The organism is Streptomyces sp. NPDC026673, assembly GCF_040638135.1.
Classification (GTDB): Bacteria; Actinomycetota; Actinomycetes; order Streptomycetales; family Streptomycetaceae; genus Actinacidiphila.
The window spans coordinates 13,279-35,222 of sequence record NZ_JBEZXR010000087.1 but is presented as its reverse complement, the minus strand read 5'-3'; the positions used below and the strand labels follow the sequence as shown (position 1 = coordinate 35,222).

Below are 21,944 nucleotides of genomic sequence, written 5' to 3'. Positions count from 1 at the left end.
GACGCGGATGCCTTCGAGTGCCTTGGTCACAACCGCCACCTCACGAGTCCAACGACGGGTCAGGAGTGGGGGAGTTGAGCGCCTGCAAGACGGGGTGACCACCAATGACGCGGTCGGAGTTGCCCTCGGACACGGTGAGTCGGGTTCCTTCCTGCGAGGCCGGTGAGCTGGTCGAACGTGCGATTCCGTCCATGAGTCTGTACATTGCATACAGGCGACGAATACTGTATGCAGACGTTTATCCCGCATCGACGAGCCGGTGTCCAGAGGTGTGCACCGGATTATCGTTCGACCCCGAGTCAGGGCAGGTGCGTTTGACGATGGATCTGTTCGAGTACCAAGCAAGGGAGCTCTTCGCGCGGCACGGCGTCCCCGTGCTCGGCGCGCAGGTGATGGACGACCCCGCCGCCGCGCGTGCCGCGGCCGAGCGCCTCGGCGGGCGGGTCGTGGTGAAGGCCCAGGTCAAGACCGGTGGCCGGGGCAAGGCGGGCGGCGTGAAACTCGCCGCGGACCCGGAGCGGGCGGAGGAGGCGGCCCGCGCGATCCTCGGCATGGACATCAAGGGCCACACGGTCGGCAAGGTCATGCTGACCCAGACCGCCGACATCCGGGACGAGTACTACGTCTCCTACCTCCTCGACCGCGCCGAGCGCACCTTCCTCGCCATGGCCTCCGCGGAGGGCGGCATGGACATCGAGGAGGTCGCCGCCACCAGGCCCGAGGCCCTGGCGCGCATCCCCGTCGACGCCACCGAGGGCGTCACCGAGGACAAGGCCCGGGAGATCGCCGCCGCGGCCGGCCTCCCCGAGGAGACCGTGCCCGTCCTCATGGCCCTGTGGGAGGTGTTCACCGCCGAGGACGCCCTGCTGGTCGAGGTCAACCCGCTGGTGCGCACCGAGGACGGCCGCATCCTCGCCCTCGACGGCAAGGTGTCCCTCGACGCCAACGCCCGCTTCCGCCACCCCGCCCACGACGCGTACGAGACCCCCGGCGAGGGCGACCCGCTGGAGGCCGCGGCCCGCGCCAAGGGCCTCAACTACGTCAAGCTCGACGGCACCGTCGGCGTCATCGGCAACGGCGCCGGCCTGGTGATGAGCACGCTGGACGTGGTCGCCCACCACGGCGGGGCACCCGCGAACTTCCTCGACATCGGCGGCGGCGCCTCCGCCCAGGTCATGGCCGACGGCCTCGGCGTCATCCTCTCCGACCCCGACGTCTCCTCCGTCCTCGTCAACGTCTTCGGCGGCATCACCGCCTGCGACGCCGTCGCCGACGGCATCGTCCGGGCCCTCGGCCTCGTGGAGTTGACCAAGCCACTGATCGTCCGCCTCGACGGCAACAACGCCGAACGAGGCCGGGCCATCCTCGACGGCGCCTCGGCCGCGCTGGGCCCCCTCGTACAGCAGCTGGACACCATGGACGGCGCGGCCGCGCGGGCCGCCGAGCCCGCAAGGAGCTGATCGCGATGGCCATCTTCATCGACCGCAACAGCAAGGTGATCGTCCAGGGGATGACCGGCTCGGAGGGCATGAAGCACACCCGGCGCATGCTCGCCTCCGGAACGGACGTCGTCGGCGGCGTCAACCCGCGCAAGGCCGGTACGCGGATCGAGTTCGACGGGCGCACCGTCCCGGTCTTCGGCTCGGTCAAGGAGGCGGTCGGCGCCACGGGCGCGGACGTCAGCGTCGTCTTCGTGCCGCCGCCCTTCGTGCGCGGGGCCGTCGACGAGGCCGTCGACGGCGGGCTCGGGCTCGTCGTCGTCATCACCGAGGGCGTCCCCGTCCACGACACCGTCGCCTTCCGCGCCCGGGCCGTCGCCTCCGGCACCCGGATCATCGGGCCCAACTGCCCCGGCCTCATCAGTCCCGGACAGTCCAACGCGGGCATCATCCCGGCCGACATCACCACCTCCGGGCGCATCGGCCTGGTGTCCAAGTCGGGCACGCTGACCTACCAGTTGATGTACGAGCTGCGCGACCTCGGCTTCTCCACCGCCGTCGGCATCGGCGGCGACCCCGTCATCGGCACCACCCACATCGACTGCCTGCGCGCCTTCCAGGACGACCCCGACACCGATCTGATCGTCATGATCGGCGAGATCGGCGGCGACGCCGAGGAGCGCGCGGCCTCCTACATCTCGCGCCTCGTCACCAAGCCCGTCGTCGGCTACGTCGCGGGCTTCACCGCGCCCGAGGGCAAGACCATGGGCCACGCCGGCGCCATCGTCTCGGGTTCCTCCGGCACCGCCCAGGCGAAGAAGGAGGCGATGGAGGCCGCCGGCGTCGCCGTCGGCAGCACCCCCTCGGAGACCGCGCGACTCGTACGCGGACTGCTGCGGTGAGCGGCGCGGAGGACCTGCTCATCCGCAGGTACGACGTGGGCGCGACCCTCATGCCCCTCGACCCGGGGAAGAAGCGGCCCCTGACCGGCGTCGCCATCGTCGCGTGCATGGACGCCCGGCTCGGTGTCGAGACGATGTTCGGGCTGCGGCCGGGCGACGCCGACGTCATCCGCAACGTGGGCGGATGCGTCAACGAGGACAGCCTCCGCTCGCTCCGGCTGAGTCAACTGCGCGGCGGCACCCGCGAGATCGTCCTCGTGCACCACGAGGACTGCACGGAACTGAGTGACCCGGCCGACGACCTGCGCGCCTGCATGACCCGCCTCCGCGACAGCACGGAACTGCCCCATACGGAGGAGGTGCGGGGATTCCTCTACACGCACCGAGGCGCGCTGCGCGAGATCCACCTCGAACGAGCGGGGTGTCCATGACCCTCGTGCTCAGGCCCGGGACGGCCTGGACGGACGTGTGGCAGCGCTGCCTCCGGGCCGCTCCCGAGGCGTTCCACGACGACCGTGTGCTCAACCTGTGGGCCGGGGACTGGCGGGCCGACGGCCGGATCCTGCCGACCGCCAGCCCCGTCGACGGCACCCCCACCGCGGGGCTGCCCCGCCTGGACGCGGACACCGCCCACCAGGCCGTCCGCGCCGCGCTCGACCAGCACCGCGACTGGCGCCATGTCCCGCTGGCCGACCGCAAGGCGCGTGTCTCGGCCGCCCTGGACGCCCTCGCCCGGCACCGCGGGCTGCTCGCCCTGCTCCTGGTGTGGGAGACGGGCAAGCCCTGGCGGCTCGCCCAGGCCGAGGTCGACCGGGCACTCGACGGCGTCCGCTGGTACATCGGCGAGATCGACGGCATGATCGCCGGCCGTCCGCCGCTGCCCGGCCCGGTCAGCAACATCGCCGGCTGGAACCACCCCATGAGCGTCCTGGTCCACACCATGCTCGTCCAGGCGCTCGCCGGCAACGCCGTCATCGCCAAGACACCCACCGACGGAGGGGGGCCGGCCTGCCTCACCCTCGCCTGCGCGCTCATCGCCCGCGAGGACATACCGGTGACCCTGGTCAGCGGAGGTGGCGGCGATGTCGCCCTGGCGCTGGTGCGGGCACCCGAGATCGGCTGCGTCTCCTTCGCCGGCGGTCGTGACACGGGCGGGAGGGTCGCGGCCGCCCTCGCCGACCGGCGCAGACGCCATGTCCTCGAACAGGAGGGCCTGAACGCCTGGGGCGTGTGGGACTACAGCGACTGGGGCACCCTGTGCGGCCAGATCCGCGGAACCTTCGCCGACGCCAAACAGCGCTGCACCGCCTACGCTCGTTTCGTCGTGCGGCGCGAGCTCTTCGCCGACTTCCTGTCCGCCTACCTGCCGGCCGTCCGTTCTGTACGCCTCGGCCACCCGCTCGCCGTGCGGGACCCCGGGGACGACCTCCCCGAACTCGACTTCGGGCCGCTCGTCAACGCGGCCAAGGCCAAGGAGCTGGGCGATCTCGTCGCCGAGGCGATCGACGGCGGGGCGATCCCGCTGCACCGCGGCAGCCTCGCCGACGCCCGTCTCCTGCCCGGTCAGGACGCCTCCGCCTACATGGCACCGGTCGCGCTCCTCGACCCTCCCGCCGGCTCCCCGCTGCACCACGCGGAGCCCTTCGGCCCGGTCGACACGATCGTCCTGGTCGACACCGAGGCGGAGCTGCTGGCCGCGATGAACGCCGGCGACGGCGCGCTCGTCGCCACCCTGTCCACCGATGAGGAGGAGACCTACGCCCGGCTCTCCCCGCGGATCAGGGCCTTCAAGTCCGGCCACAACGCGCCCCGGTCACGGGGCGACCGCGCCGAGCACTTCGGGGGCCTCGGCGCCTCCTGGCGCGGTGCCTTCGTCGGCGGGGAGCTGCTGATCCGCGCGGTCACGCAAGGGCCGGCGGGCGAGCGTCCGCCGGGCAACTTCCCGGAGTACCACCTGATGCCGCCGCGGGCGGTGTGACCGGCGGTCCCCGACGCGCCGGGTGCCGGGGCCGACGTGGCCCCGGCACCCCGTGCACCCTGCGGATACGCAGGTGAAACCCACTCCGAATCCTTGGTATCGTTGTCCATGTCGCCGCGGGCAAGCCCCGCGGATCACCTGTCCGGGTGGCGGAATGGCAGACGCGCTAGCTTGAGGTGCTAGTGCCCTTTATCGGGCGTGGGGGTTCAAGTCCCCCCTCGGACACCACGAATGACATACGCGTAGAGGGCCCCGACTTCCCGGTCGGGGCCCTCTACGCGTATGTGCGGCCGGCGCGGCCGATGGTGGTGCCGAGAGCCTCGGGGAGCGGTGTCCTGGTCCGCGGAAAACCTATCCGGGCAATTTGTTGAGGAATGTGCCTGCCCTTGAGGGCTGCCGGGGTGTGCGTGCGGGCGTGCCTGGCCTTGCGCGACCCTGAGCCCGTTGTGCGGCATTCGGCGGGAAATGGAAAGAAAACGAATATTCATCTTGACGTGTCATCGGTCGGCACCGCAGGATGGGGCCAGCAAAACGGAATGTTCGTTCGCGAAGGTGGGGGGGCGGCATGGGTGGTGCGCGTGCCCGGCGGCCGGTGCCGTCGCGGCGGGACTCGACCGCGGTCCACGGGCCGGTACTTCGGCAGCCCGCGACCGCCGCGCCCGCGACTGCCGTCGCCGGCCTCCCGGGCACCCCGCGGCGGGTCCGGGGCGTGCCGCCGGCTCGTCCGGAAGCATGTCGGCCGAACTCGCAATACCCCGTTACAGGACTGCCCGAGGATATTGCCAACGGGGCGTCGTCACGATTAACACCCCACTAACATCGCCTGACTAAACTCCGGGAATCAACGGCCGAGGGAGTTTCGACTTCACGGCGGGACGGGCTTTCATCGATTCGCATCGGACAGATCGAAATGGCCGGTCGATTGCGGCGCCGATTTCCCGGCTACTGACGCGTTGAGGTCAGGTTCGCAAACGGGTTCGCGGCAATTTCCCGGCGATGTCCTGTCGAATGGGACGTGAATGAAGGCCCGACAAGAACAGTCCATGCACGCCGGTGCTTGGGCAAGGGCAGAAGGTGGCATTTGATGCGAACTGGCGACCAGTACTTGGAGTCTCTCAGGGATGGGCGTGTCGTCTGGGTCGGAGGTGAGCTGGTCGACGACGTCACGACACATCCGAAGACCAGGGCGCAGGCCAGGCGGATTGCGCAGTTCTACGACCTGCACCACGAGCCCGAGATGCAGGACACCATGACCTTCGACGACGACGGAGTGCGTCGCTCGATGATGTGGTTCACGCACACGGACGCCGCGGGGCTGCGACGCAAGCGCATCTACCTGGAGACCGTGGTCCGGGAACTCGACGGCGGATCGACGGGGCGGACCCCGTGCGCGAACAACTACGGCCTGGTCACCTACGAGGAGGACCCGCAGCCGTGGAGCGACCAGTCCGTGGGCACCGGCGGGCGTGATCTGACCAAGGGCATCCGCTCCTTCCTGGAACTCGTGAAGGAGGGCGACCTCAACTGCGCCTTCGCCTTCATCGACCCTCAGGTCGACCGGTCCAAGCAGGCCGCGGCCCAGACCGCGCTGCGCGTGGTGGAGACCCGGGACGACGGCATCGTCGTCAACGGCGTCAAGGCCGTGAGCACCGGTACGCCGTTCGCCGACTACATTCACATCGGAGTCTTCTTCCGTCCGGGAATCGAGAGCGAACAGGTCATCTACGCCGCTTGTCCGGCCAATGCGCCCGGCGTCGTCATGGTCTCCCGCGAGGCGACGGTACGCGACGACCCGGACAACCACCCGCTGTCCTCGGCCGGCGACGAGCTGGAATGCACCGTCATTTTCGACAACGTGTTCATCCCGTGGGAGCGCGTTTTCCACATCGGCAGCCCCGAACACGCCTCGCTGTACCCGCAGCGCATCTTCGACTGGGTGCACTACGAGGCGCTCATCCGGACGATGGTCCGTGCCGAGCTCATGGCCGGGCTCGCGATGCTGATGACCGAGCACCTCGGTACGTATCAGCTTCCGCCGGTCCAGGCGCGCCTGGCGCGACTCGTCGAGTTCTACCAGACGATCCGTGCCCATGTGATCGCCTCCGAGACGGAGGGGTTCATCTCGCCGGCGGGGCTCTACAAGCCGAACGTCCTCCTCTTCGACTTCGGCCGGTCGTACTACCTGGAGAAGTACGCGGAAATGCGGAACGAGGTGATCGACCTTGCTGGTCGTGCCTCGCTGCTGTTCCCGACCGAGGAGCAGTGGCAGAACCCCGAGCTGCACGACTGGCTCGCGCCGCTGCAGGCGGGCGCGGTCGGCGAGCCCTACGACCGGCTCCGCATCTCGCGGGTCATCCGTGACCTCTTCCTCACGGACTTCGGCGACCGGATCAGCACCTTCGAGCAGTTCAACGGGACGCCGATGCTCGGCACCCGGATGCTCACGATGAAGCGCTCCGAGCTGTCGCCCTCCGGGCCGCTGACCCAGCTCGCCCGGAAGGTCTGCGGCCTTCCGGAGCCCGAGGCGCCGGAGGTGACGGCCTACACCGAGCAGGCCGAATACGCCCGACGCCTGGACGGCGCACGGCTCGAGGGCTCGCGGGTCCGCTGAGCCGACGACGGTGCAGGGCGGTTCGCGGCCGCCGCCGGCCGCGAACCGCCGTCCCCGGCAGTCCCCCACGACGCGGCCAGCCGGCCGGGTGACCCGGTGGGGGCGGGTGCCGGCGACACACAGGATCTTGTCCACGAACGGGGCGAGCCGGTCCGGTGGATCGAAGCGCGGGCGTCGATTCCACCGGCCTCGGACGGGTTCTTCTTCCCGGACGGCCGGCGCCAACTCCCGGAGGAGCACTAAGGATCACGGAGGCGCGACATCCGATGGGTGACTCTGATTCCGACCGGCCGAGCGGCTCGAGCACGCCCGGTCGACACCATCGCGCGATCATCCGGCGGAAACTGGCGGCGCCGGAGCCGGCGAAGGGCGTGATCGTCCGGGAGAGGCTCAACCGACGGCTGCGGGACATGCTCGACCGCCACACCGTGGTGAACGTCTTCGCGACGGCCGGGGCGGGCAAGACCACGGCGGTGGCGCTGGCCGTGGGCGGCCTCGACCGGCCCGTCGCCTGGCTGTCACTGGACGGCACGGAGCGGGCCGCGGGACGCCTGCTCGTCTACCTCGAGGCGGCTCTCGAGGGCGCCGTCCCCGGAGCGGCCGACGTGGCCTCCGACGCCCTGAGCAGCAGCCTCCACATCGGTGAGGCGGCGGGGCTGCTGGCGGAAAGCCTCCAGGGGAGCCGCCTGATCCTCGTGTGCGACAACGTGGAACGGATCGCCGCCGACGAGGGCTGCCTCGCGGTGCTCTCGTCCTTCGCCCGCTATCTGCCGTCCGGTGTGAACCTCGTGCTGATCTCGCGCGTCGACGTCCGCCTCGACTCGGGCCCGACGAGCGAGCGCGACCGGGTGGGCGAGCTGGTCGAGAGCGATCTGGCCTTCGACGCCCAGGAGGCCGACGCCGCACTGCGGACCGTCGGCCACGTCGACGTGCATCCGGCGCAGGCGGTGGCGGCGACGGGGGGCTGGGTGACCGGTGTCCTGTTCGAGGGGTGGCGCCATGCGCGTTCGAGCGAGCTCGACCCCGACTCGCTGCGGTCCTACGTTGCGGCGAACGTCTTCAACTCACTCTCCCCGGTGGAGAGGACGTTCCTCCTCCACACCAGTCTGCTGGAGGAGATATCGGTCGACGGCGCTCGCGCCATGGGCCAGGAGAACGCGGCACAGGTGATGGCGGACCTGCGTGTCAGGCACCTCCCGGTGACCTGGTCGCCGGACGGTTCGCGGATGACGCCGCACCCGGTGTTCCGCGACTTCCTGCGCGTGGCCCTGGGACGGGAGGACGCCGGGACGCGCGCCACGGTTCGCCGCAGGCACGCCGAACTCCTGATCGCCCGCGGCGAGCGCGAGGAGGCCGTCGACGAACTGCTGCGGCTCGGGGACCTGGAGGCGGCCGGACGGCTGGCCGCCGTCGCCCTCCCCAGCCTGGTCGCGCGGATGGACTTCGCGCCGGCGGCACGGTGGCTCGACGCGCTGGGAGCGTCGGTCAGGACCCCGACCCCGGAGATCGGATCGGTCATCCTGCGCGTGGCGTTCGCGCTCGAGCAGTGTGATCGCGGAGTGGAACTCGTCGACCGCCACGGATACGGATGGCTGCCGGAGCCGGGGGCCCCCGACTTCGAGGAGGCCCATGTCCTGGCCTGCTGGTGCCTGTGGCACTCCGGGCGGCTCGAGGAGGCGCGGTCCGTCGCCGACCAGTTGTCACCGGGCCGGAACTGGCTCATCGCGCACACGTTGATCGCGCTCGCCACCGGGGAGGAGCCGCCGCCGTTCCCCGAGTACTCGCCCACGCCCTCCGGGCCGGTCGACGGTCTGCTGATGCGGCTGGCCTTCATGCGCGGTCGCCTCGAAGGACTCGACGACCCGGGTTCGTTCGATCCGTGGCGGACGATTCTCGGCGGCCCGTGGGTGGTCGCGGCGCTGCGCGTCACCGGGCGGCTCGACGCCGCGATGTCGATGTTCGAGCCGCGCAGCGGTTCGTCGCAACCGGTCTGGCTGCACGCCGTCGACGCCGTCGACCTGATGCTCGACCTCGGCCGCGGCGAGGAGGCCTGCGCGTCCATCCAGCGCGGCAGGGACCTCATCGCGTCGACCGGCTCGAAGGTCTACCGGAACATGAGCCTGCTCGTCGAGGCCAAGCTGTGGCTGCGCCTGGAGGGCGACACGCGACGTGCCGACCGCGTGCTGGCGGAGGCGGCCGCGGGCGGGGCCTCGGAGTACATCCTCACCCGGGAGACCTGGCAGATGTGGTCGGGCCTGTCGATGCTGCTGCAGGACAAGGACGCCGAGGCGCGCGAGCTCCTCGCGGAATGCGTCCTGAGCATGCAGAAGGGAGACCGCCATCTCGATCTCCCCACGGCCGCGGTGTACCTGGCCGAGGCACAGTGGCGGCTCGGCCTGGAGGACGAGTCCGACGCCACGGCCGATCTCGCGATCGCCTCGGCCTCGACGCACGGATCTCAGCATCTGCTGCTGACGGCCCTGGCGGACATGCCGGCGGTCGCGGCCAGGGCCGCGGACACCAAGTCCAGTCGGATGTCCCCGTGGCACGAGATCCTCGCGGCCCTGTCGGGCCCGCATCCCGTCCGTGTGAACGTGAGCACCCCCCGCCTCGTGCTCGAGGAGTTCGGCGAGCCGGCCCTGACCGTCGACGGGAACTCGGCCCAGCCACGTCTGACCAAGAGCGTCGAGCTGCTCAGCTATCTGCTCGGCAGACCCGACCGCAGAGCCACCCGCGAGGAGCTGCTCGGAGCGCTCTTCGGCGGCCGCAACGACGCCGCCGGCCGCAACTACCTGCGGCAGGCGCTCTACCGGCTTCGCGAGGTCCTGCCCGAGGAGTTGAGCCCCACACAGGACGGCGACGTCTTCCGGCTGGTCGGCCCCGCGTTGGCCATGGGTTCGGCACAGCGGGCCGTCGACCTCATCGCCCAGGCCGGGAGACAGGACGGCGAGATCCGCCTCCAGACGCTGTCGCACGCTCTCAGCAGTGTCGAGAGGGGGCCGTACCTCGCGACGGTCTCGGGTGCGTGGGTCGCCGAGCGGCGTGTGATCCTCGCCGAGACCTTCCTGTCGGCCCGGGTCGACGCGGCCAAGCTCGCGTATCGGATGAACCGCTACCGCCAGGCCAGGGGACTGGTCGACTACGTGCTGCGCGAGGACCCGTACCGCGAGCAGGCCTGGCGGCTGGCCATCCAGCTCGCGCACGCCAGCGGCAGCGACGACGCCGTGCTGGCGCTCTACCAGCGCTACGCCGTGCGCATGCGGGAACTCGGGGTACCGCCGTCCGACGAGGTTCGCCGACTGGTCACGCAACTGCGCCGATAGACCCGCGCCGGTTCCGTGCCGGCGGACACGTCGTCGGCCACGTTCAGGCCGCCTGGTCCCAGGCGGTGCTCAAGCCATCTCGTCACAGGCAACGGAGGGCACCATGGGTAGATCGACCGCGCAGGACATGTCCGCCATCTACCGCGGGGCAATGGCTCGGTTCACGACCGGGGTCACGATCGTGACCACCAGGACGCCGGACGGACCGGCGGGGATGACGGCCAGCGCCGTCGCGTCCGTCTCGCTGGATCCGCTCATGCTGCTGGTGTGCGTCGGCAACACCCTCGCGACGAGGGACGCGATCTCCGGCTCCGGGGTCTTCGCCGTCAGCGTCCTGTCACGGGGGCAGGAGCACCACGCGCTGCGGTTCGCGAGCCGGTGCGACGACAAGTTCGCCGGCATGGGCCTGCGTACCGACCACGAACTTCCCGTCGTCGACGGCGCGGTCGCCTACTTCGCCTGCGACGTGGCGGAGGAGGTCGCCGGGGGAGACCACACGATCTTCCTCGGCGAGGTGGTCAGCTGCGGCTACGCCGCCGACTCGGACCCCCTGGTGTACTTCGCCGGGAGATTCGGCAGCCTGTGCGACCCCCGTTCCCACGCGCAGCTCGCATTCGACTGGCAGCTCTCCGCAGCGGTCTAGAGGGATCCCACCAGGCACCCGGGTCCGCACCGCACGTCACCGTGAGGTGCCGGGCCCGGGTGAGATCAACAACCCCTTGCGCATGTCGCGCAACGTGTCTCCAGGAGATGAACGTGAACGTATCCGTGCTGGGTCTCGGCCAGATGGGAACCGCCATCGCCGAACGGCTCATCGGCGCAGGCCACCAGGTCGGCGTCTGGAATCGCTCGAAGGGCAGGGCGGACGGCCTGGTGGCACTGGGCGCGACCGAGCTGGACACCCCCGGTGAGGCGTGGGACCGGTCGGAGGTCTGCATCACGATGGTCGCGGACTCCCGTGCCCTGGCCGACGTCGCGCTCGCGCCCGACGGAGGGCTCGTCCACGCCGCGTCCGGCAAGGGACGGACCCTCGTCGACATGAGCACCGTCTCCGCGGAGGTCTCCCATGAGGTGGCCGTCGCGGCCGAGGCCGGCGGCATTCGCTACCTGCGCGCTCCCGTGAGCGGGAACCCGGGGGTCGTGCGTGCCGGGAACCTCACGGTCATCGCGTCGGGTGAGGACGCCGTCTTCACGGCCACGGAGAGTCTGCTCCGCGACATCGGCCCCCATGTGTTCTACGCCGGCGAGGGCGATGCCGCCCGCATCATCAAGCTGGCACTCAATCTGATGGTCGCCGGGACGGCCGAACTCCTCGCCGAGTGCGTCGCACTGGCCGAGTCCCACGGCGTGCAACGGGACAGGCTCCTGGAGGTCGTCGCCGCTTCGGCGGTCGCGTCGCCGTTGGTGAAGTACAAGATCGGGCCGCTGCTGGCGGACGACTACACGTCGACGTTCAGCTCCCGGCTCATGCGCAAGGACCTGGACCTCGCCCTCGACGCGGCGGCTGCCGGCGGGGTTCCGCTGCCGGTCACCGGTGTCGTGCAGCAGCTGCTCCAGGCGTGCATCTCGACCGGCCTGGGCGAGCTGGACTTCATGTCCCTCCTCGTCCGGCTGCAGCGCGAGGCGGGCCTGCTCCCCGCCTGACCGGTCCCACCGCCCCGCGTGGTCCGGGGGAGCCGGGCTTGCCGGAGGTACGGACGCCTCCGGCAAGCCCGGTTCCGAGGCCGGGTGAGGCGACAGGGACGGCCCGGAGCGGCCCCACCCGAGTCCCGGTGCGCGGGCGGGATTTCGCGCGCCGGGCACAACGCGAGGCCGGCCGGACTCCCGTCCGACCGGCCTCGCGCAGGTGTGCTCTCAGAGCCGGGCTGCCACAGCCGCGGGCGGTTCCGGCATGTCCAGCTCGAAGTCCATGACCCGGTGGAAGCGCGCCAGGGCGTTCCACAGGCTGATGCACATGACGAGCTCCACCAGTTGCGCCGCGTCGAAGACGCGCTGGGCGTCGTCGCGGACATCGGCCGAGACTCCGGTGAGGCCGCTCTCCACGGGCACCGTCGGCAGGGCGACGGTCATCTCCTCGGCCAGCCGGAGGGCGAGCTGCTCCTGCTTGGTGAAGCCTTCGACCTCGCCGCCGGCGACGGCCGCGAGCTCGTCGGCCGACACGCCCTTGGCGAGCGCCGACGCGCAGCGGTGACTCGTGGTGTAGCGGCAGTGGTTGAGCACGGCGACGCGCACGGCGACCAGCTCCTTCACGCGTCCCCCCAGCGCGCCCGGGCCGTTGACCTGCCTCAGGAAGGGAAGGTAGGCGGCGAGCAGACCGGGGCTGTTCCCGATGCCCGCCCAGGTGTTCAGTACGTCGCCGTAGGCACTCAGCCCCTGGGCGAGAGCGGGTTGGTCGACCGAGGAGAACTCGGCGGAAGCGAGCAGCGGCACCAGTGACATGGGTATGGCCTTTCTACGAATTCTGCGTGGAGACAGCCGGCTTGGGGTGAGGACACGGAGCGGGCTGCGGGGGAGCGGCCGTGGCCGGGGTCACGGCCGGGCGACGCGGTGGCGCGCCGGGTCTTCGCAGGCCGATGGCGATCCCCATCGTCGCGTTGAGCCACGGCACGAGGAAGGTCAGGACGACGCGCACCGCGAGCACCCATGTGAACGGGCCTCCCCTGACCTGCGCGTACAGGTTGACCATGAACAGAGTCGACCCGACGATCAGGGCGGCCGTGGCCGTCTGCGCCATCGCCCTGCCCCGTACGGCACCGCGCAGTGCCGCGCTCCATGCGACAGGGGGAGTCTTCGTTTGAGGGTCTTGCTCGGGCTGGCTCATGGTGTCCTTCAGCGCTCTGGACGTCACGTCGCGGTCCGCGGCGGGTGCTCGGCGACGCGGGCCGGGGCCCGCGGACGGGCGGGGCGCGTCGTGCAAGTCGCGGTGCCCGCACCCTGCCTCCGGCGGGGCCGTGGAGCTCGCCGACCGCCGGCAGCGGGAGGGCGGACCTCGTCCGAGATACCGAGGTGGCGCCCGGGCCATCGGGAGGAGGCACCTCGGCGCCTCGGACGAGGAAACAGTGGTGACGTCGGCGTGAGCCGCAGGCGGTGTCGTGCCCGGCGAGGGCCGGCGCTCAGCGGTCACGCTCGCTGGTGCGCCGTTCGGCCCGAGGCGCTTCGCACGTCACCCCGCGGCGCCGGGCCTGTCAAGGCTCTCCGGGTTCTGTCAGTCCCCACCATGACAGGAGATGGATCCACATTCAACCCATGCCCGGGAATTCCTGGCCGAGATGAGGCGGAATGGATCCGAAATCGCCGCGGGGGGCAGTGATTCGGCGCGCCCAGGACCTGCCGGGACCTGCCAGGACCGGCCCCGCCGGGGTCGGCTCAGAGGCCGAAGCGCGTGTGGAAGAACCGGTCCAGGTCGCGCCGGTCGGCACCTGGTGACGGCAGCGACTCTCCCCCCGGGGAACGCAGGCCGTCGAGGAGGACGCCGAGTTGGCGGCCCGCCAGATCCAGTGAGGGGCCGCTCGTCTCGTCGTCCGGGATCCGGGCCGGAATGGAGTTGAGCATCAGGACGAGGTCGAACACGGTGACGTCCGCGCGCAGGCTCCCGGCGTCCTGGGCCCGCGTCACCACGTCGGCGAAGCCCGTCAGCAGCGCCTCCCGGGCCGCGACGAGTTCGGGCCCCGGCTCCGTCGTCCGCCTCCGGCTGACGGGGAACAACTGGCTGCTGCGGGCCTGTGCGATGTACCGCACCACCCGCGTGAAGACCACCCAGGGGTCGGGCTCGATCTCCGACAGGCGTCGGATCTCGGCGGACGTCTCTATCATGACGTCGATCGCCACCCGTTCGACCAGGGCGTTCTTGCTCGGGAAGTGACGGTAGACGGTGCCCATGCCCACTCCGGAACGGCGGGCGACCGCCTCGATGGACACCTCGTAACCGCGGTCGGCGAAGACCTCCCGGGCGGCTTGCAGGATCAGGCGGACGTTCTCGCGTGCGTCGGCGCGCAGCGGCCGATCGCCAGGGGGTGTCAACGGGCTCATTTGCCACCGATGTTACTGTCCTGTCGACGCAAGCGGAAATTGAATTTCCGGTTACTTGTGCGTCCCTGACGCAGGAGGCCTCATGAGCGTGTCGACAGAACCCCGCTCCTACTCCGACTTCCCCACCGACTTCCGCGGCGCGGTGCTGCGCCCCACCGACGACCGCTACGACGCGGCGCGCGCGCTGTACCAGGGCCGAGCCGCCGACCACGGCCCCGCGCTGATCGCCCGGTGCGCCGACGAGACGGACGTCGCGACCGTCCTGCGCTACGCCTCCGCACACGGCATCCCGGTGGCCGTACGCAGCGGCGGGCACGGCTCCGACGGCTATGCGATGCCCGGCGGCGCACTGGTCGTCGACCTCTCCGCGATGCGGACGGTCACCGTCGACCCGGAGACCCGCGTCGTACGGGCCCAACCGGGCGTCACCCTCGGGGAGATGGACGCCGCCGCGCAGCGGCACGGCCTGGCCGTACCCGCCGGGACGGTCAGCAGCACCGGCATCGCCGGACTGACCCTGGGCGGCGGCATCGGGTTCCTGATGCGCCGCTACGGCGCCACCGTCGACAATCTGCTGGCCTGCGACGTGATCACCGTGGACGGCCGCAAGGTCCGCGCCGACCGGACCGAGAACCCCGAGCTGTTCTGGGCGCTGCGCGGCGGGGGCGGCAACTTCGGGGTCGTCACCTCGCTCGAGTACCGGGCGCACCCGGTCGGTCCCGACGTCGTCGCCGGGCAACTGATCTTCCCGCTCGACCAGGCCGCCGACGTTCTCGGCAAGCTGTCGGCGCACCTGGCCACCGCGCCGCGGGAGCTGGGACTGCTGGTCGCGATCGCTCCCGCTCCCCCTCTGCCGATGCTGCCGGGGGAGGTGCACGGGAAGCCGGTGCTGATCCTCGTCGTCGTCTACACCGGGGAGCCCGCCGCCGCCTCCGAGGTCGTCGGGCCGCTCGCCGCGCTCGGCCGACCGCTCGCCGACCTGGTCGCGACGACGACGTGGGTGAAGGCGAACAGCATGCTCGACGCCGTCGCCCCCTACGGCATGCGCATGAACCTGCGGGGCGGCTATTTGCCGGCGCTGACCGCCGACGCCGTCGACGTGCTCCTGGAGCACGTCGCGACCGTGCCGTCGATCCCCGGCGACGTCTACTCGATCAACCTGTCCTTCATGGGCGGCGCGATATCCGAGGACGTCGACGAGGACGCCATGGCCTTCTCCCGCGAGGGAGCCGCCTGGCTGTGGGAGGCCATCTGCAAGTGGGACACGGCCGACCGCGACGCGCCGTACGACGACTGGGCGACCGCCCTCACCGAGGCGATGCGGCCGCACGCGCTGACCAACGGCTACGCCAACCTCACCGACGATCTGGGCGAGGAGTGGCGGCGCGGGGTGCACGGCAGTGAGGCCAAGCACCGGCGGCTCCGTTCGGTCAAGGCCGCCTGGGACCCGCACAACCTGCTCCGCTTCAACAAGAACATCGCCCCCGAGACCACTCGCTGACCGGACGGCGGCGCGCCGTCACACCAGCGGCCCGCTCGGTCGCCCGGCCCCCGCCCCGGCCGCCCCCCGCCCCGTACCCGCGGCCGCACCGGCGGCGCCATGCCCGGGCCCCGCGCCGAGCCGGTCGCCGTCCCCGGTCCCGTCGGCCTTCTCCCGGCCGGTGCCCCCCGCCTTCGCTCTCCACGGTCGCCGCCGTGCTGTCGCGCATCGCCCCCGCACACGCGGCCGAGGCCGCCTCGGCGTCCCGTGAACGGCCGACCCCACCGGGAGACGCTCCCGGTGGGGTCCAGGCCGAACGCGGTCCGGCCGGCACCTTCCACCGCCCCGGGGCGGGGAGGAAGGTGCCGGCCGGCTGTGCGGGGGTGTCCTCGGCCTCGTCCGGTGGAGGCCGGCCGCCCCGTCAGAGGTCGGCGGAGTCGTTCCGGGGGCCGGACCGGGTCCCCGCGAACGTGTTCAGGTGCGACTGGGAGTCGCGCTCCGTCGGCAGCGGCCCCGACACGGTGAAGTAGCGCTGGCCGGCGACGAGAAGCTCCTCCGCGGGGAACTTGGTGATGACCTCGCAGCCGTCCGCGGTCACCACGAGCTCCTCCTCGATCCGGGCCGCGCCCCAGCCGTCCTTCGACGGCCAGTAGGTCTCGAGCGCGAACACCATGCCCTCCTCGAGCACCTCGGGGTGCTCGAGGGACACCAGCCGGGAGAAGACCGGCTTCTCCCAGATCGACAGCCCGACACCGTGGCCGTACTGGAGCGCGAAGGCCGCCTCCTCGTCGGCGAACCCGAACTCCTGCGCCGTCGGCCACACCGACACGATGTCGGCCGTGGTGGCCCCCGGCCGGACCAGGCTGATCGCCTCGTCCATGTACTCGCGGCACCGCGTGTACGCGTCGCGCTGGGCGGAGGAGGCGCTGCCGACGGCGAACGTGCGGTAGTAGCAGGTGCGGTAGCCGTTGTAGCTGTGCAGGATGTCGAAGAAGGCCGGGTCCCCGGGCCGCACGATGCGGTCCGAGAAGACATGGGGGTGGGGGGCGCACCGCTCCCCGGAGATCGCGTTGACACCTTCGACGAACTCCGAGCCGAGGTCGTAGAGGGTCTTGGCCACCACGCCGACGCACTCGTTCTCGCGCACACCCGGCCGGAGGAACTCGTAGAGGTTCTCGTAGGCGGCGTCGACCATCGAGGCGGCGTGGGTGAGCAGATGGATCTCGTCGCGCGTCTTGATGCGCCGCGCCTCCAGGAACACCTGCTGGCCGTCGACCACCGTGATGCCCGCGTCCTGCAGGGCCTTCAGGACCGGGAGCTCGATGACGTCGACACCGATCGGCTCACCGAGGAGCCCGTAGAGCTCGAGCTCGTGCTTGATCTTCCGCGCGACGGAGTCGGCCATCCCGACCAGGGGGTTGATGGCGCCGCGCAGGGTGGAGATGCCGGCGCGGGCGCCGCTCGGGTTGCGGGCGTCGGCGCCGTGGTGGGCTCCGTGCGGATCGCCGTCCGAGTGGGCTTTGGAGTAGTCCAGCCACGGGTTGTACAGCTGGTGGTGCTTCGCGGCCGAACCGAAGTCCCAGACGATCGGCTCCCCGCCCCTGACCAGCAGGGAGAACCGGATCATCTTGTCGATTCCCCAGGTGCCGATGTGGGTCGAGGTCATGTAGCGGATGTTGGCGAAGTCGAAGGCCAGGACGGCGCCCAGGTCGGACTGCTCCAACGACGTCCGCAGACGTGCCAGCCGCTCGTCGCGGAGCCTGTTCATGTCGACGCGGGTTTCCCAGTCGACCGCGTTCGGTCCAAACGTCGGAATCGCCATCACAAGTCCTTTGCCATGCGGAAGTCGCGGGTGGGGGAGTGACGCATGCGCACCACCGGCAGCGGTCCGGCGCGCGTGGGTTCAGCCGGTGTTCAGCTCGGAGCAGGCTGCGCACGGCTCAGTGTCGCCTCGCGCCGTTACCCGGCCGGAAGCCGCCGGCCGGCCCGGCGGTCCGCCTGTGAACCCCGCGTTAACCGCGCTTGCCGCGGCCTCGGCGCTTCGGATCGACTCTTCGCGGAAGCAACAAAGCGCTGACTGGAGGAACCGAACATGGCCGCAGGTTGGAACTTGGAGGGCCGCACGGCTTTCGTGACCGGTGGTAGTCGAGGCCTGGGCTTCGCCATCGCACAGGCGCTGCTCGAGCGCGGCGCCAAGGTGGCGATCGCCGCCAGGGACGAAGCGGCGGTCAAGGCCGCGGCCGGCCGTCTCACCGCCGACGGCCGTGCCGAGGACGTGCTCCCCATCGTCGTGGACGTCACCGACGCAGAGTCCGTCAACAGCGCGCTGGCCGCCGTGCACGCGTGGCAGGGCAGCCTTGACATCCTCGTGAACAACGCGGGTCCGCAGCTCGCTCCCTCCCCCCTGGAGAAGGCCGACGAGAAGATCGTCGCGTCCGCCTTCGACACGAAGCTGATCGGGTTCCTGCGCGTCTCGCAGGCGGCTCTGCCGTACCTGAGCCGGACCGGCAGTGGCAGCATCGTCAATGTCGTCGGCGCGACCGCGCACGCGGTGATCCCGAACACCGGTCCCACGGCCATCGTGAACGCGGGCGTGGTCGCCCTCACGAGCTACCTGGCGACCGAGGCGGCGGCCGAGAACATCCGGGTCAACGCCATCTCCCCGGGGATGACGAAGACCGAGGGCTGGCTCACCAAGACCGAGGCCATGGCCCAGCAGCAGGGCAAGGCGCCCGAGGAGGTCCGGGCCGGCATGGTCCAGGCGCTCGGCATCCGGCTCAACCGCTGGGCCGAGCCCACCGAGATCGGCGCCGCGGCGGCGTTCCTGGCGTCCGACGACGCCTCGTACGTGACCGGTCAGGTGCTGCGCGTCGACGGCGGGTTGTCGAAGCCCGTCGCCTGATCCCGGGCCGCCAGGCAGACGCCATCCAAGGCCCCGACGCCTTGGATGGCGCTCCTGTTTCGGCGCACACGGCTGTCCGCCGCGTGCCCTGCAACATCGACACCCTGGAGTTGGGGAATGCTGATCGGAATCGTGAGCGAAGCCCGCCGTGGCGAGACGCGCGTTGCCGCGACTCCCGCCACGGTGGTCCAGCTGGTCAAGCTGGGATACGACGTCGTGGTGGAGCCGGGTGCGGGGGCGCGGTCGAGCTTCCCGGACGAGGCGTACACCGGGGCCGGTGCGGGGCTCGGCGACCCGCTCGCGGCGGACGTCGTGCTCGGCGTGAACGCCCTCTCGCCGGAGCAGTTGGACGGGGTGAAGCCGGGAGCGACCGTCGTGGGCATCATGAGCCCGGCGTTCGATCCCGCGCTGGTGGAGGACCTGGCACAGCGGCCGATCACGGCGCTGGCGATGGACGCGGTGCCCCGCATCTCGCGAGCGCAGTCGCTGGACGTGCTGTCGTCGATGGCGAACATCGCCGGCTACCGGGCGGTGGTGGAGGCGGCGCATGCCTTCGGCCGCTTCTTCACCGGCCAGGTGACGGCCGCAGGCAAGGTGCCGCCGGCCAAGGTCCTGGTCTGCGGCGCGGGCGTGGCGGGTCTGGCCGCGATCGGTGCCGCGGGAAGCCTGGGGGCCATCGTGTACGCCACCGACCCGCGGCCCGAGGTCGCCGACCAGGTCAGGTCGCTGGGCGGCGAGTACCTCTCGGTCGAGGTCGAGGACACCGGCGAGGTGGAGGTGTCGGCGACGGGTTACGCCAAGGAGATGTCGCAGGACTACAACACCCGCGCGGCCCGGCTGTACACGGACCGGATCACGGAGATGGACATCGTGATCACGACGGCACTGATTCCCGGCCGTCCGGCGCCGACGCTGATCACCGCCGAGATGGTGGCGTCGATGCGGTCCGGCAGCGTGATCGTGGACCTGGCCGCCGCGAACGGCGGCAACGTCGAGGGCACCGTCAGGGACCGGGCGGTGGTCACGGAGAACGGTGTGACGATCATCGGCTACACCGACCTGCCCGGCCGGCTGCCCGCACAGGCGTCCCAGCTGTACGGCACCAACCTGGTCAACCTGATCAAACTGATGACCCCGGCCAAGGACGGCCGGCTCGTGCTGGACTTCGACGACGTGGTGCAGCGGTCGATGACCGTGGTGCGCGACGGCGAGTCGACCTGGCCGCCGCCGCCGGTCCAGGTGTCCGCCGCCCCGGCGGCCGCCCCCGCGCCCCCGGCGGCGAAGCCGGCCGGCCCCCAAGCCGGGCCACCGGTCTCGGCCCGGCGTCGGTTCGCCCTGGTCGGGGTCGGTGCCGCGGTGCTGTTCCTGCTCGCGGCCCTGTCCCCGCCGGCGCTGCTGGGACACCTGACGGTGTTCGCGCTGGCGATCGTGATCGGCTACTACGTGATCGGGCAGGTCCACCACGCCCTGCACACGCCGCTGATGAGCGTCACCAACGCGATCTCGGGAATCATCGTGGTCGGCGCCCTGATGCAGATCGGTCACGGTGAGGCCCCGAACGGCGGCGCGGTCACCACGCTCGCGACGATCGCGATCCTGCTGGCCTCGGTCAACATCTTCGGTGGCTTCGCGGTGACCCGCCGGATGCTCTCCATGTTCTCGAGAAGCTGAAGGGCTCTGCCATGTCTGATCTGATGACTGTCGAGACCGGCGCGGCGGCCGCTTACATCGTCGCGGCCCTGCTCTTCATCCTGGCGCTGGCCGGGTTGTCCCATCACGAGTCCGCCAAGGCCGGCAAGACCTTCGGCATCGCCGGCATGGCGGTGGCCCTGACCGCGACGATCGTGCTGGCGGTCGACCACGGCATCTCCGGAGTCGGCCTGGCGCTGCTCATCGGCGCCGTGGCGGTCGGTGCGGCCATCGGTCTGTGGCGGGCGCGGGTCGTGGAGATGACCGGGATGCCCGAACTGATCGCGCTGCTCCACTCCTTCGTGGGCCTGGCGGCGGTGCTGGTGGGCTGGAACGGCTATCTGCACGTGGAGGCCACCCTGGACGGCCCGGGCAGTGCCGAGGCCGGGGTGCTGCGGGCTCAGGATCTGCTCGGGATCCATTCCGCCGAGGTGTTCATCGGCGTCTTCATCGGCGCGGTTACCTTCACCGGCTCGGTCGTGGCGTTCCTCAAGCTCTCGGCGCGGATCAAGTCGGCCCCGCTGATGCTGCCCGGCAAGAACCAGCTCAACCTCGCGGCCCTGGGCGCGTTCGCCGTGCTGACCACGTGGTTCGTGATCGACCCGGCGCTGTGGCTGCTGGTGGCGGTCACGATCGTCGCCCTGGCCCTGGGGTGGCACCTGGTCGCCTCGATCGGCGGCGGTGACATGCCGGTCGTCGTGTCGATGCTCAACTCCTACTCCGGCTGGGCGGCCGCGGCGTCGGGATTCCTGCTGGAGAACGACCTGCTGATCATCACCGGCGCGCTGGTCGGCTCCTCCGGCGCCTATCTGTCCTCCGTCATGTGCAAGGCGATGAACCGCTCCTTCATCTCCGTGATCGCCGGCGGGTTCGGCATCGAGGCCGGCCCGGCCGACGACAAGGACTACGGAGAGCACCGCGAGATCACCGCCGAGGGCGTCGCCGAGCTCCTCGGATCGGCCGACTCGGTGATCATCACCCCCGGCTACGGCATGGCCGTGGCCCAGGCCCAGTACGGCGTAGCCGAGTTGACGCGCAAGCTCCGGGAGCGAGGCGTCAAGGTCTGCTTCGGCATCCACCCGGTCGCGGGCCGGCTGCCGGGTCACATGAACGTCCTGCTCGCCGAGGCCAAGGTGCCCTACGACATCGTGCTGGAGATGGACGAGGTCAACGACGACTTCGATGCGACCTCCGTGGTCCTCGTCATCGGCGCCAACGACACCGTCAACCCCGCCGCGGCCGAGGACCCGTCCTCGCCCATCGCCGGCATGCCCGTCCTCCAGGTCTGGAACGCCGAGAACGTCATCGTCTTCAAACGCTCCATGGCCTCCGGTTACGCCGGCGTCCAGAACCCCCTCTTCTACCGCGACAACTCCGCCATGCTCTTCGGCGACGCCAAGGACCGCGTCGACGACATCCTCCGGGTCCTCTGACCTCCCACTCCATCCCGCGGCGGTCCGGCCGAGCCGGCACTCCCGCGGGGCGCCATCGGCGGGCGGGTACTCCCGTGCACCGCCGATCCGGCGTCCGCGGGGTCGGCGTAAGCGCGGGCCCCCGGGTCGAGGGACCCCGGCCGTACCGCCCCCCCGCC

At 71.0% G+C, this 21,944-nt stretch carries 16 protein-coding genes and 1 tRNA gene; 13 read left to right on the top strand and 4 right to left on the bottom strand.

Going from position 1 to position 21,944, the window contains the following annotated elements; genetic code table 11:
• The first annotated feature begins 320 nt into the window (after positions 1 to 320).
• From sucC to AB0F62_RS36590, 9 genes are all read left to right on the top strand, one after another.
• Complete coding sequence (gene sucC, locus AB0F62_RS36630; RefSeq protein ID WP_361809725.1) at positions 321 to 1,460, top strand: ADP-forming succinate--CoA ligase subunit beta; 1,140 nt, start codon at positions 321 to 323, stop codon at positions 1,458 to 1,460.
• 5 nt (positions 1,461 to 1,465) lie between these two features.
• Positions 1,466 to 2,341, top strand: a complete 876-nt coding sequence (gene sucD, locus AB0F62_RS36625) for a succinate--CoA ligase subunit alpha (RefSeq protein WP_361809723.1) — start codon at positions 1,466 to 1,468, stop codon at positions 2,339 to 2,341.
• Positions 2,338 to 2,772 carry a carbonic anhydrase gene (locus AB0F62_RS36620; protein WP_361809721.1) on the top strand — a complete coding sequence of 145 codons (435 nt, stop codon included), beginning with the start codon at positions 2,338 to 2,340 and terminating at the stop codon, positions 2,770 to 2,772. Before sucD ends, AB0F62_RS36620 begins: the two co-directional genes overlap by 4 nt.
• Positions 2,769 to 4,319 (top strand): aldehyde dehydrogenase family protein, encoded by a 1,551-nt coding sequence (locus tag AB0F62_RS36615; protein WP_361809719.1) that lies wholly within the window; start codon positions 2,769 to 2,771, stop codon positions 4,317 to 4,319. Before AB0F62_RS36620 ends, AB0F62_RS36615 begins: the two co-directional genes overlap by 4 nt.
• Before the next feature lie 140 nt (positions 4,320 to 4,459).
• Positions 4,460 to 4,547: transfer RNA gene (locus AB0F62_RS36610), tRNA-Leu, on the top strand.
• Positions 4,548 to 5,403: 856 nt separating this feature from the next.
• Positions 5,404 to 6,930, top strand: a complete 1,527-nt coding sequence (locus tag AB0F62_RS36605) for a 4-hydroxyphenylacetate 3-hydroxylase N-terminal domain-containing protein (protein ID WP_361809717.1) — start codon at positions 5,404 to 5,406, stop codon at positions 6,928 to 6,930.
• A gap of 266 nt (positions 6,931 to 7,196) precedes the next feature.
• Positions 7,197 to 10,253, top strand: coding sequence for a BTAD domain-containing putative transcriptional regulator (locus AB0F62_RS36600; protein ID WP_361809715.1), 3,057 nt, complete (start codon positions 7,197 to 7,199; stop codon positions 10,251 to 10,253).
• 103 nt (positions 10,254 to 10,356) lie between these two features.
• On the top strand, positions 10,357 to 10,896 hold the full coding sequence (locus AB0F62_RS36595; RefSeq protein WP_361809713.1) for a flavin reductase family protein: 540 nt from the start codon (positions 10,357 to 10,359) through the stop codon (positions 10,894 to 10,896).
• Positions 10,897 to 11,009: 113 nt separating this feature from the next.
• Positions 11,010 to 11,897: an NAD(P)-dependent oxidoreductase gene (locus AB0F62_RS36590; protein WP_361809711.1), complete on the top strand. Its 888-nt coding sequence runs from the start codon at positions 11,010 to 11,012 to the stop codon at positions 11,895 to 11,897.
• A 210-nt stretch (positions 11,898 to 12,107) separates the two neighbouring features.
• Here AB0F62_RS36590 and AB0F62_RS36585 read toward each other — a convergent pair whose 3' ends face one another.
• The 3 genes from AB0F62_RS36585 to AB0F62_RS36575 form a co-directional block, all read right to left on the bottom strand.
• Entirely contained in the window at positions 12,108 to 12,692 is a 585-nt protein-coding gene (locus tag AB0F62_RS36585) for a carboxymuconolactone decarboxylase family protein (protein WP_361809709.1), read from the bottom strand.
• Between the two features lie 13 nt (positions 12,693 to 12,705).
• On the bottom strand, positions 12,706 to 12,987 hold the full coding sequence (locus AB0F62_RS36580; protein ID WP_361809707.1) for a hypothetical protein: 282 nt from the start codon (positions 12,985 to 12,987) through the stop codon (positions 12,706 to 12,708).
• Positions 12,988 to 13,619: 632 nt separating this feature from the next.
• Entirely contained in the window at positions 13,620 to 14,282 is a 663-nt protein-coding gene (locus AB0F62_RS36575; RefSeq protein WP_361809705.1) for a helix-turn-helix domain-containing protein, read from the bottom strand.
• An 82-nt stretch (positions 14,283 to 14,364) separates the two neighbouring features.
• On the opposite strand from AB0F62_RS36575, the gene AB0F62_RS36570 reads away from it, so the two are divergent.
• The gene (locus AB0F62_RS36570) at positions 14,365 to 15,783 is read left to right on the top strand and encodes an FAD-binding oxidoreductase (RefSeq protein WP_361809703.1); all 1,419 of its coding nucleotides are present in this window, start codon (positions 14,365 to 14,367) and stop codon (positions 15,781 to 15,783) included.
• A 400-nt stretch (positions 15,784 to 16,183) separates the two neighbouring features.
• Here the strand turns inward: AB0F62_RS36570 and AB0F62_RS36565 are convergent, their stop codons facing one another.
• Positions 16,184 to 17,584 (bottom strand): Xaa-Pro peptidase family protein, encoded by a 1,401-nt coding sequence (locus AB0F62_RS36565; protein ID WP_361809701.1) that lies wholly within the window; start codon positions 17,582 to 17,584, stop codon positions 16,184 to 16,186.
• A 270-nt stretch (positions 17,585 to 17,854) separates the two neighbouring features.
• Between AB0F62_RS36565 and AB0F62_RS36560 the strand changes: the two genes are divergently transcribed.
• The 3 genes from AB0F62_RS36560 to pntB all read left to right on the top strand — a co-directional run bounded on the left by AB0F62_RS36560 (position 17,855) and on the right by pntB (position 21,786).
• Positions 17,855 to 18,664, top strand: a complete 810-nt coding sequence (locus AB0F62_RS36560) for an SDR family oxidoreductase (protein ID WP_361809699.1) — start codon at positions 17,855 to 17,857, stop codon at positions 18,662 to 18,664.
• Positions 18,665 to 18,781: 117 nt separating this feature from the next.
• Positions 18,782 to 20,335 (top strand): Re/Si-specific NAD(P)(+) transhydrogenase subunit alpha, encoded by a 1,554-nt coding sequence (locus AB0F62_RS36555; RefSeq protein WP_361809697.1) that lies wholly within the window; start codon positions 18,782 to 18,784, stop codon positions 20,333 to 20,335.
• A gap of 23 nt (positions 20,336 to 20,358) precedes the next feature.
• Positions 20,359 to 21,786 (top strand): Re/Si-specific NAD(P)(+) transhydrogenase subunit beta, encoded by a 1,428-nt coding sequence (pntB, locus tag AB0F62_RS36550; RefSeq protein WP_361809726.1) that lies wholly within the window; start codon positions 20,359 to 20,361, stop codon positions 21,784 to 21,786.
• Positions 21,787 to 21,944 lie beyond the last annotated feature (158 nt).

Coding starts and splice junctions, on each gene's coding strand:
- sucC (WP_361809725.1), top strand. CDS start 321: ATGGATCTGTTCGAGTACCAAGCAAGGGAGCTCTTCGCGCGGCACGGC.
- sucD (WP_361809723.1), top strand. CDS start 1,466: ATGGCCATCTTCATCGACCGCAACAGCAAGGTGATCGTCCAGGGGATG.
- AB0F62_RS36615 (WP_361809719.1), top strand. CDS start 2,769: ATGACCCTCGTGCTCAGGCCCGGGACGGCCTGGACGGACGTGTGGCAG.
- AB0F62_RS36605 (WP_361809717.1), top strand. CDS start 5,404: ATGCGAACTGGCGACCAGTACTTGGAGTCTCTCAGGGATGGGCGTGTC.
- AB0F62_RS36600 (WP_361809715.1), top strand. CDS start 7,197: ATGGGTGACTCTGATTCCGACCGGCCGAGCGGCTCGAGCACGCCCGGT.
- AB0F62_RS36595 (WP_361809713.1), top strand. CDS start 10,357: ATGGGTAGATCGACCGCGCAGGACATGTCCGCCATCTACCGCGGGGCA.
- AB0F62_RS36585 (WP_361809709.1), bottom strand. CDS start 12,692: ATGTCACTGGTGCCGCTGCTCGCTTCCGCCGAGTTCTCCTCGGTCGAC.
- AB0F62_RS36580 (WP_361809707.1), bottom strand. CDS start 12,987: ATGGCGCAGACGGCCACGGCCGCCCTGATCGTCGGGTCGACTCTGTTC.
- AB0F62_RS36575 (WP_361809705.1), bottom strand. CDS start 14,282: ATGAGCCCGTTGACACCCCCTGGCGATCGGCCGCTGCGCGCCGACGCA.
- AB0F62_RS36570 (WP_361809703.1), top strand. CDS start 14,365: ATGAGCGTGTCGACAGAACCCCGCTCCTACTCCGACTTCCCCACCGAC.
- AB0F62_RS36565 (WP_361809701.1), bottom strand. CDS start 17,584: ATGGCGATTCCGACGTTTGGACCGAACGCGGTCGACTGGGAAACCCGC.
- AB0F62_RS36560 (WP_361809699.1), top strand. CDS start 17,855: ATGGCCGCAGGTTGGAACTTGGAGGGCCGCACGGCTTTCGTGACCGGT.
- AB0F62_RS36555 (WP_361809697.1), top strand. CDS start 18,782: ATGCTGATCGGAATCGTGAGCGAAGCCCGCCGTGGCGAGACGCGCGTT.
- pntB (WP_361809726.1), top strand. CDS start 20,359: ATGACTGTCGAGACCGGCGCGGCGGCCGCTTACATCGTCGCGGCCCTG.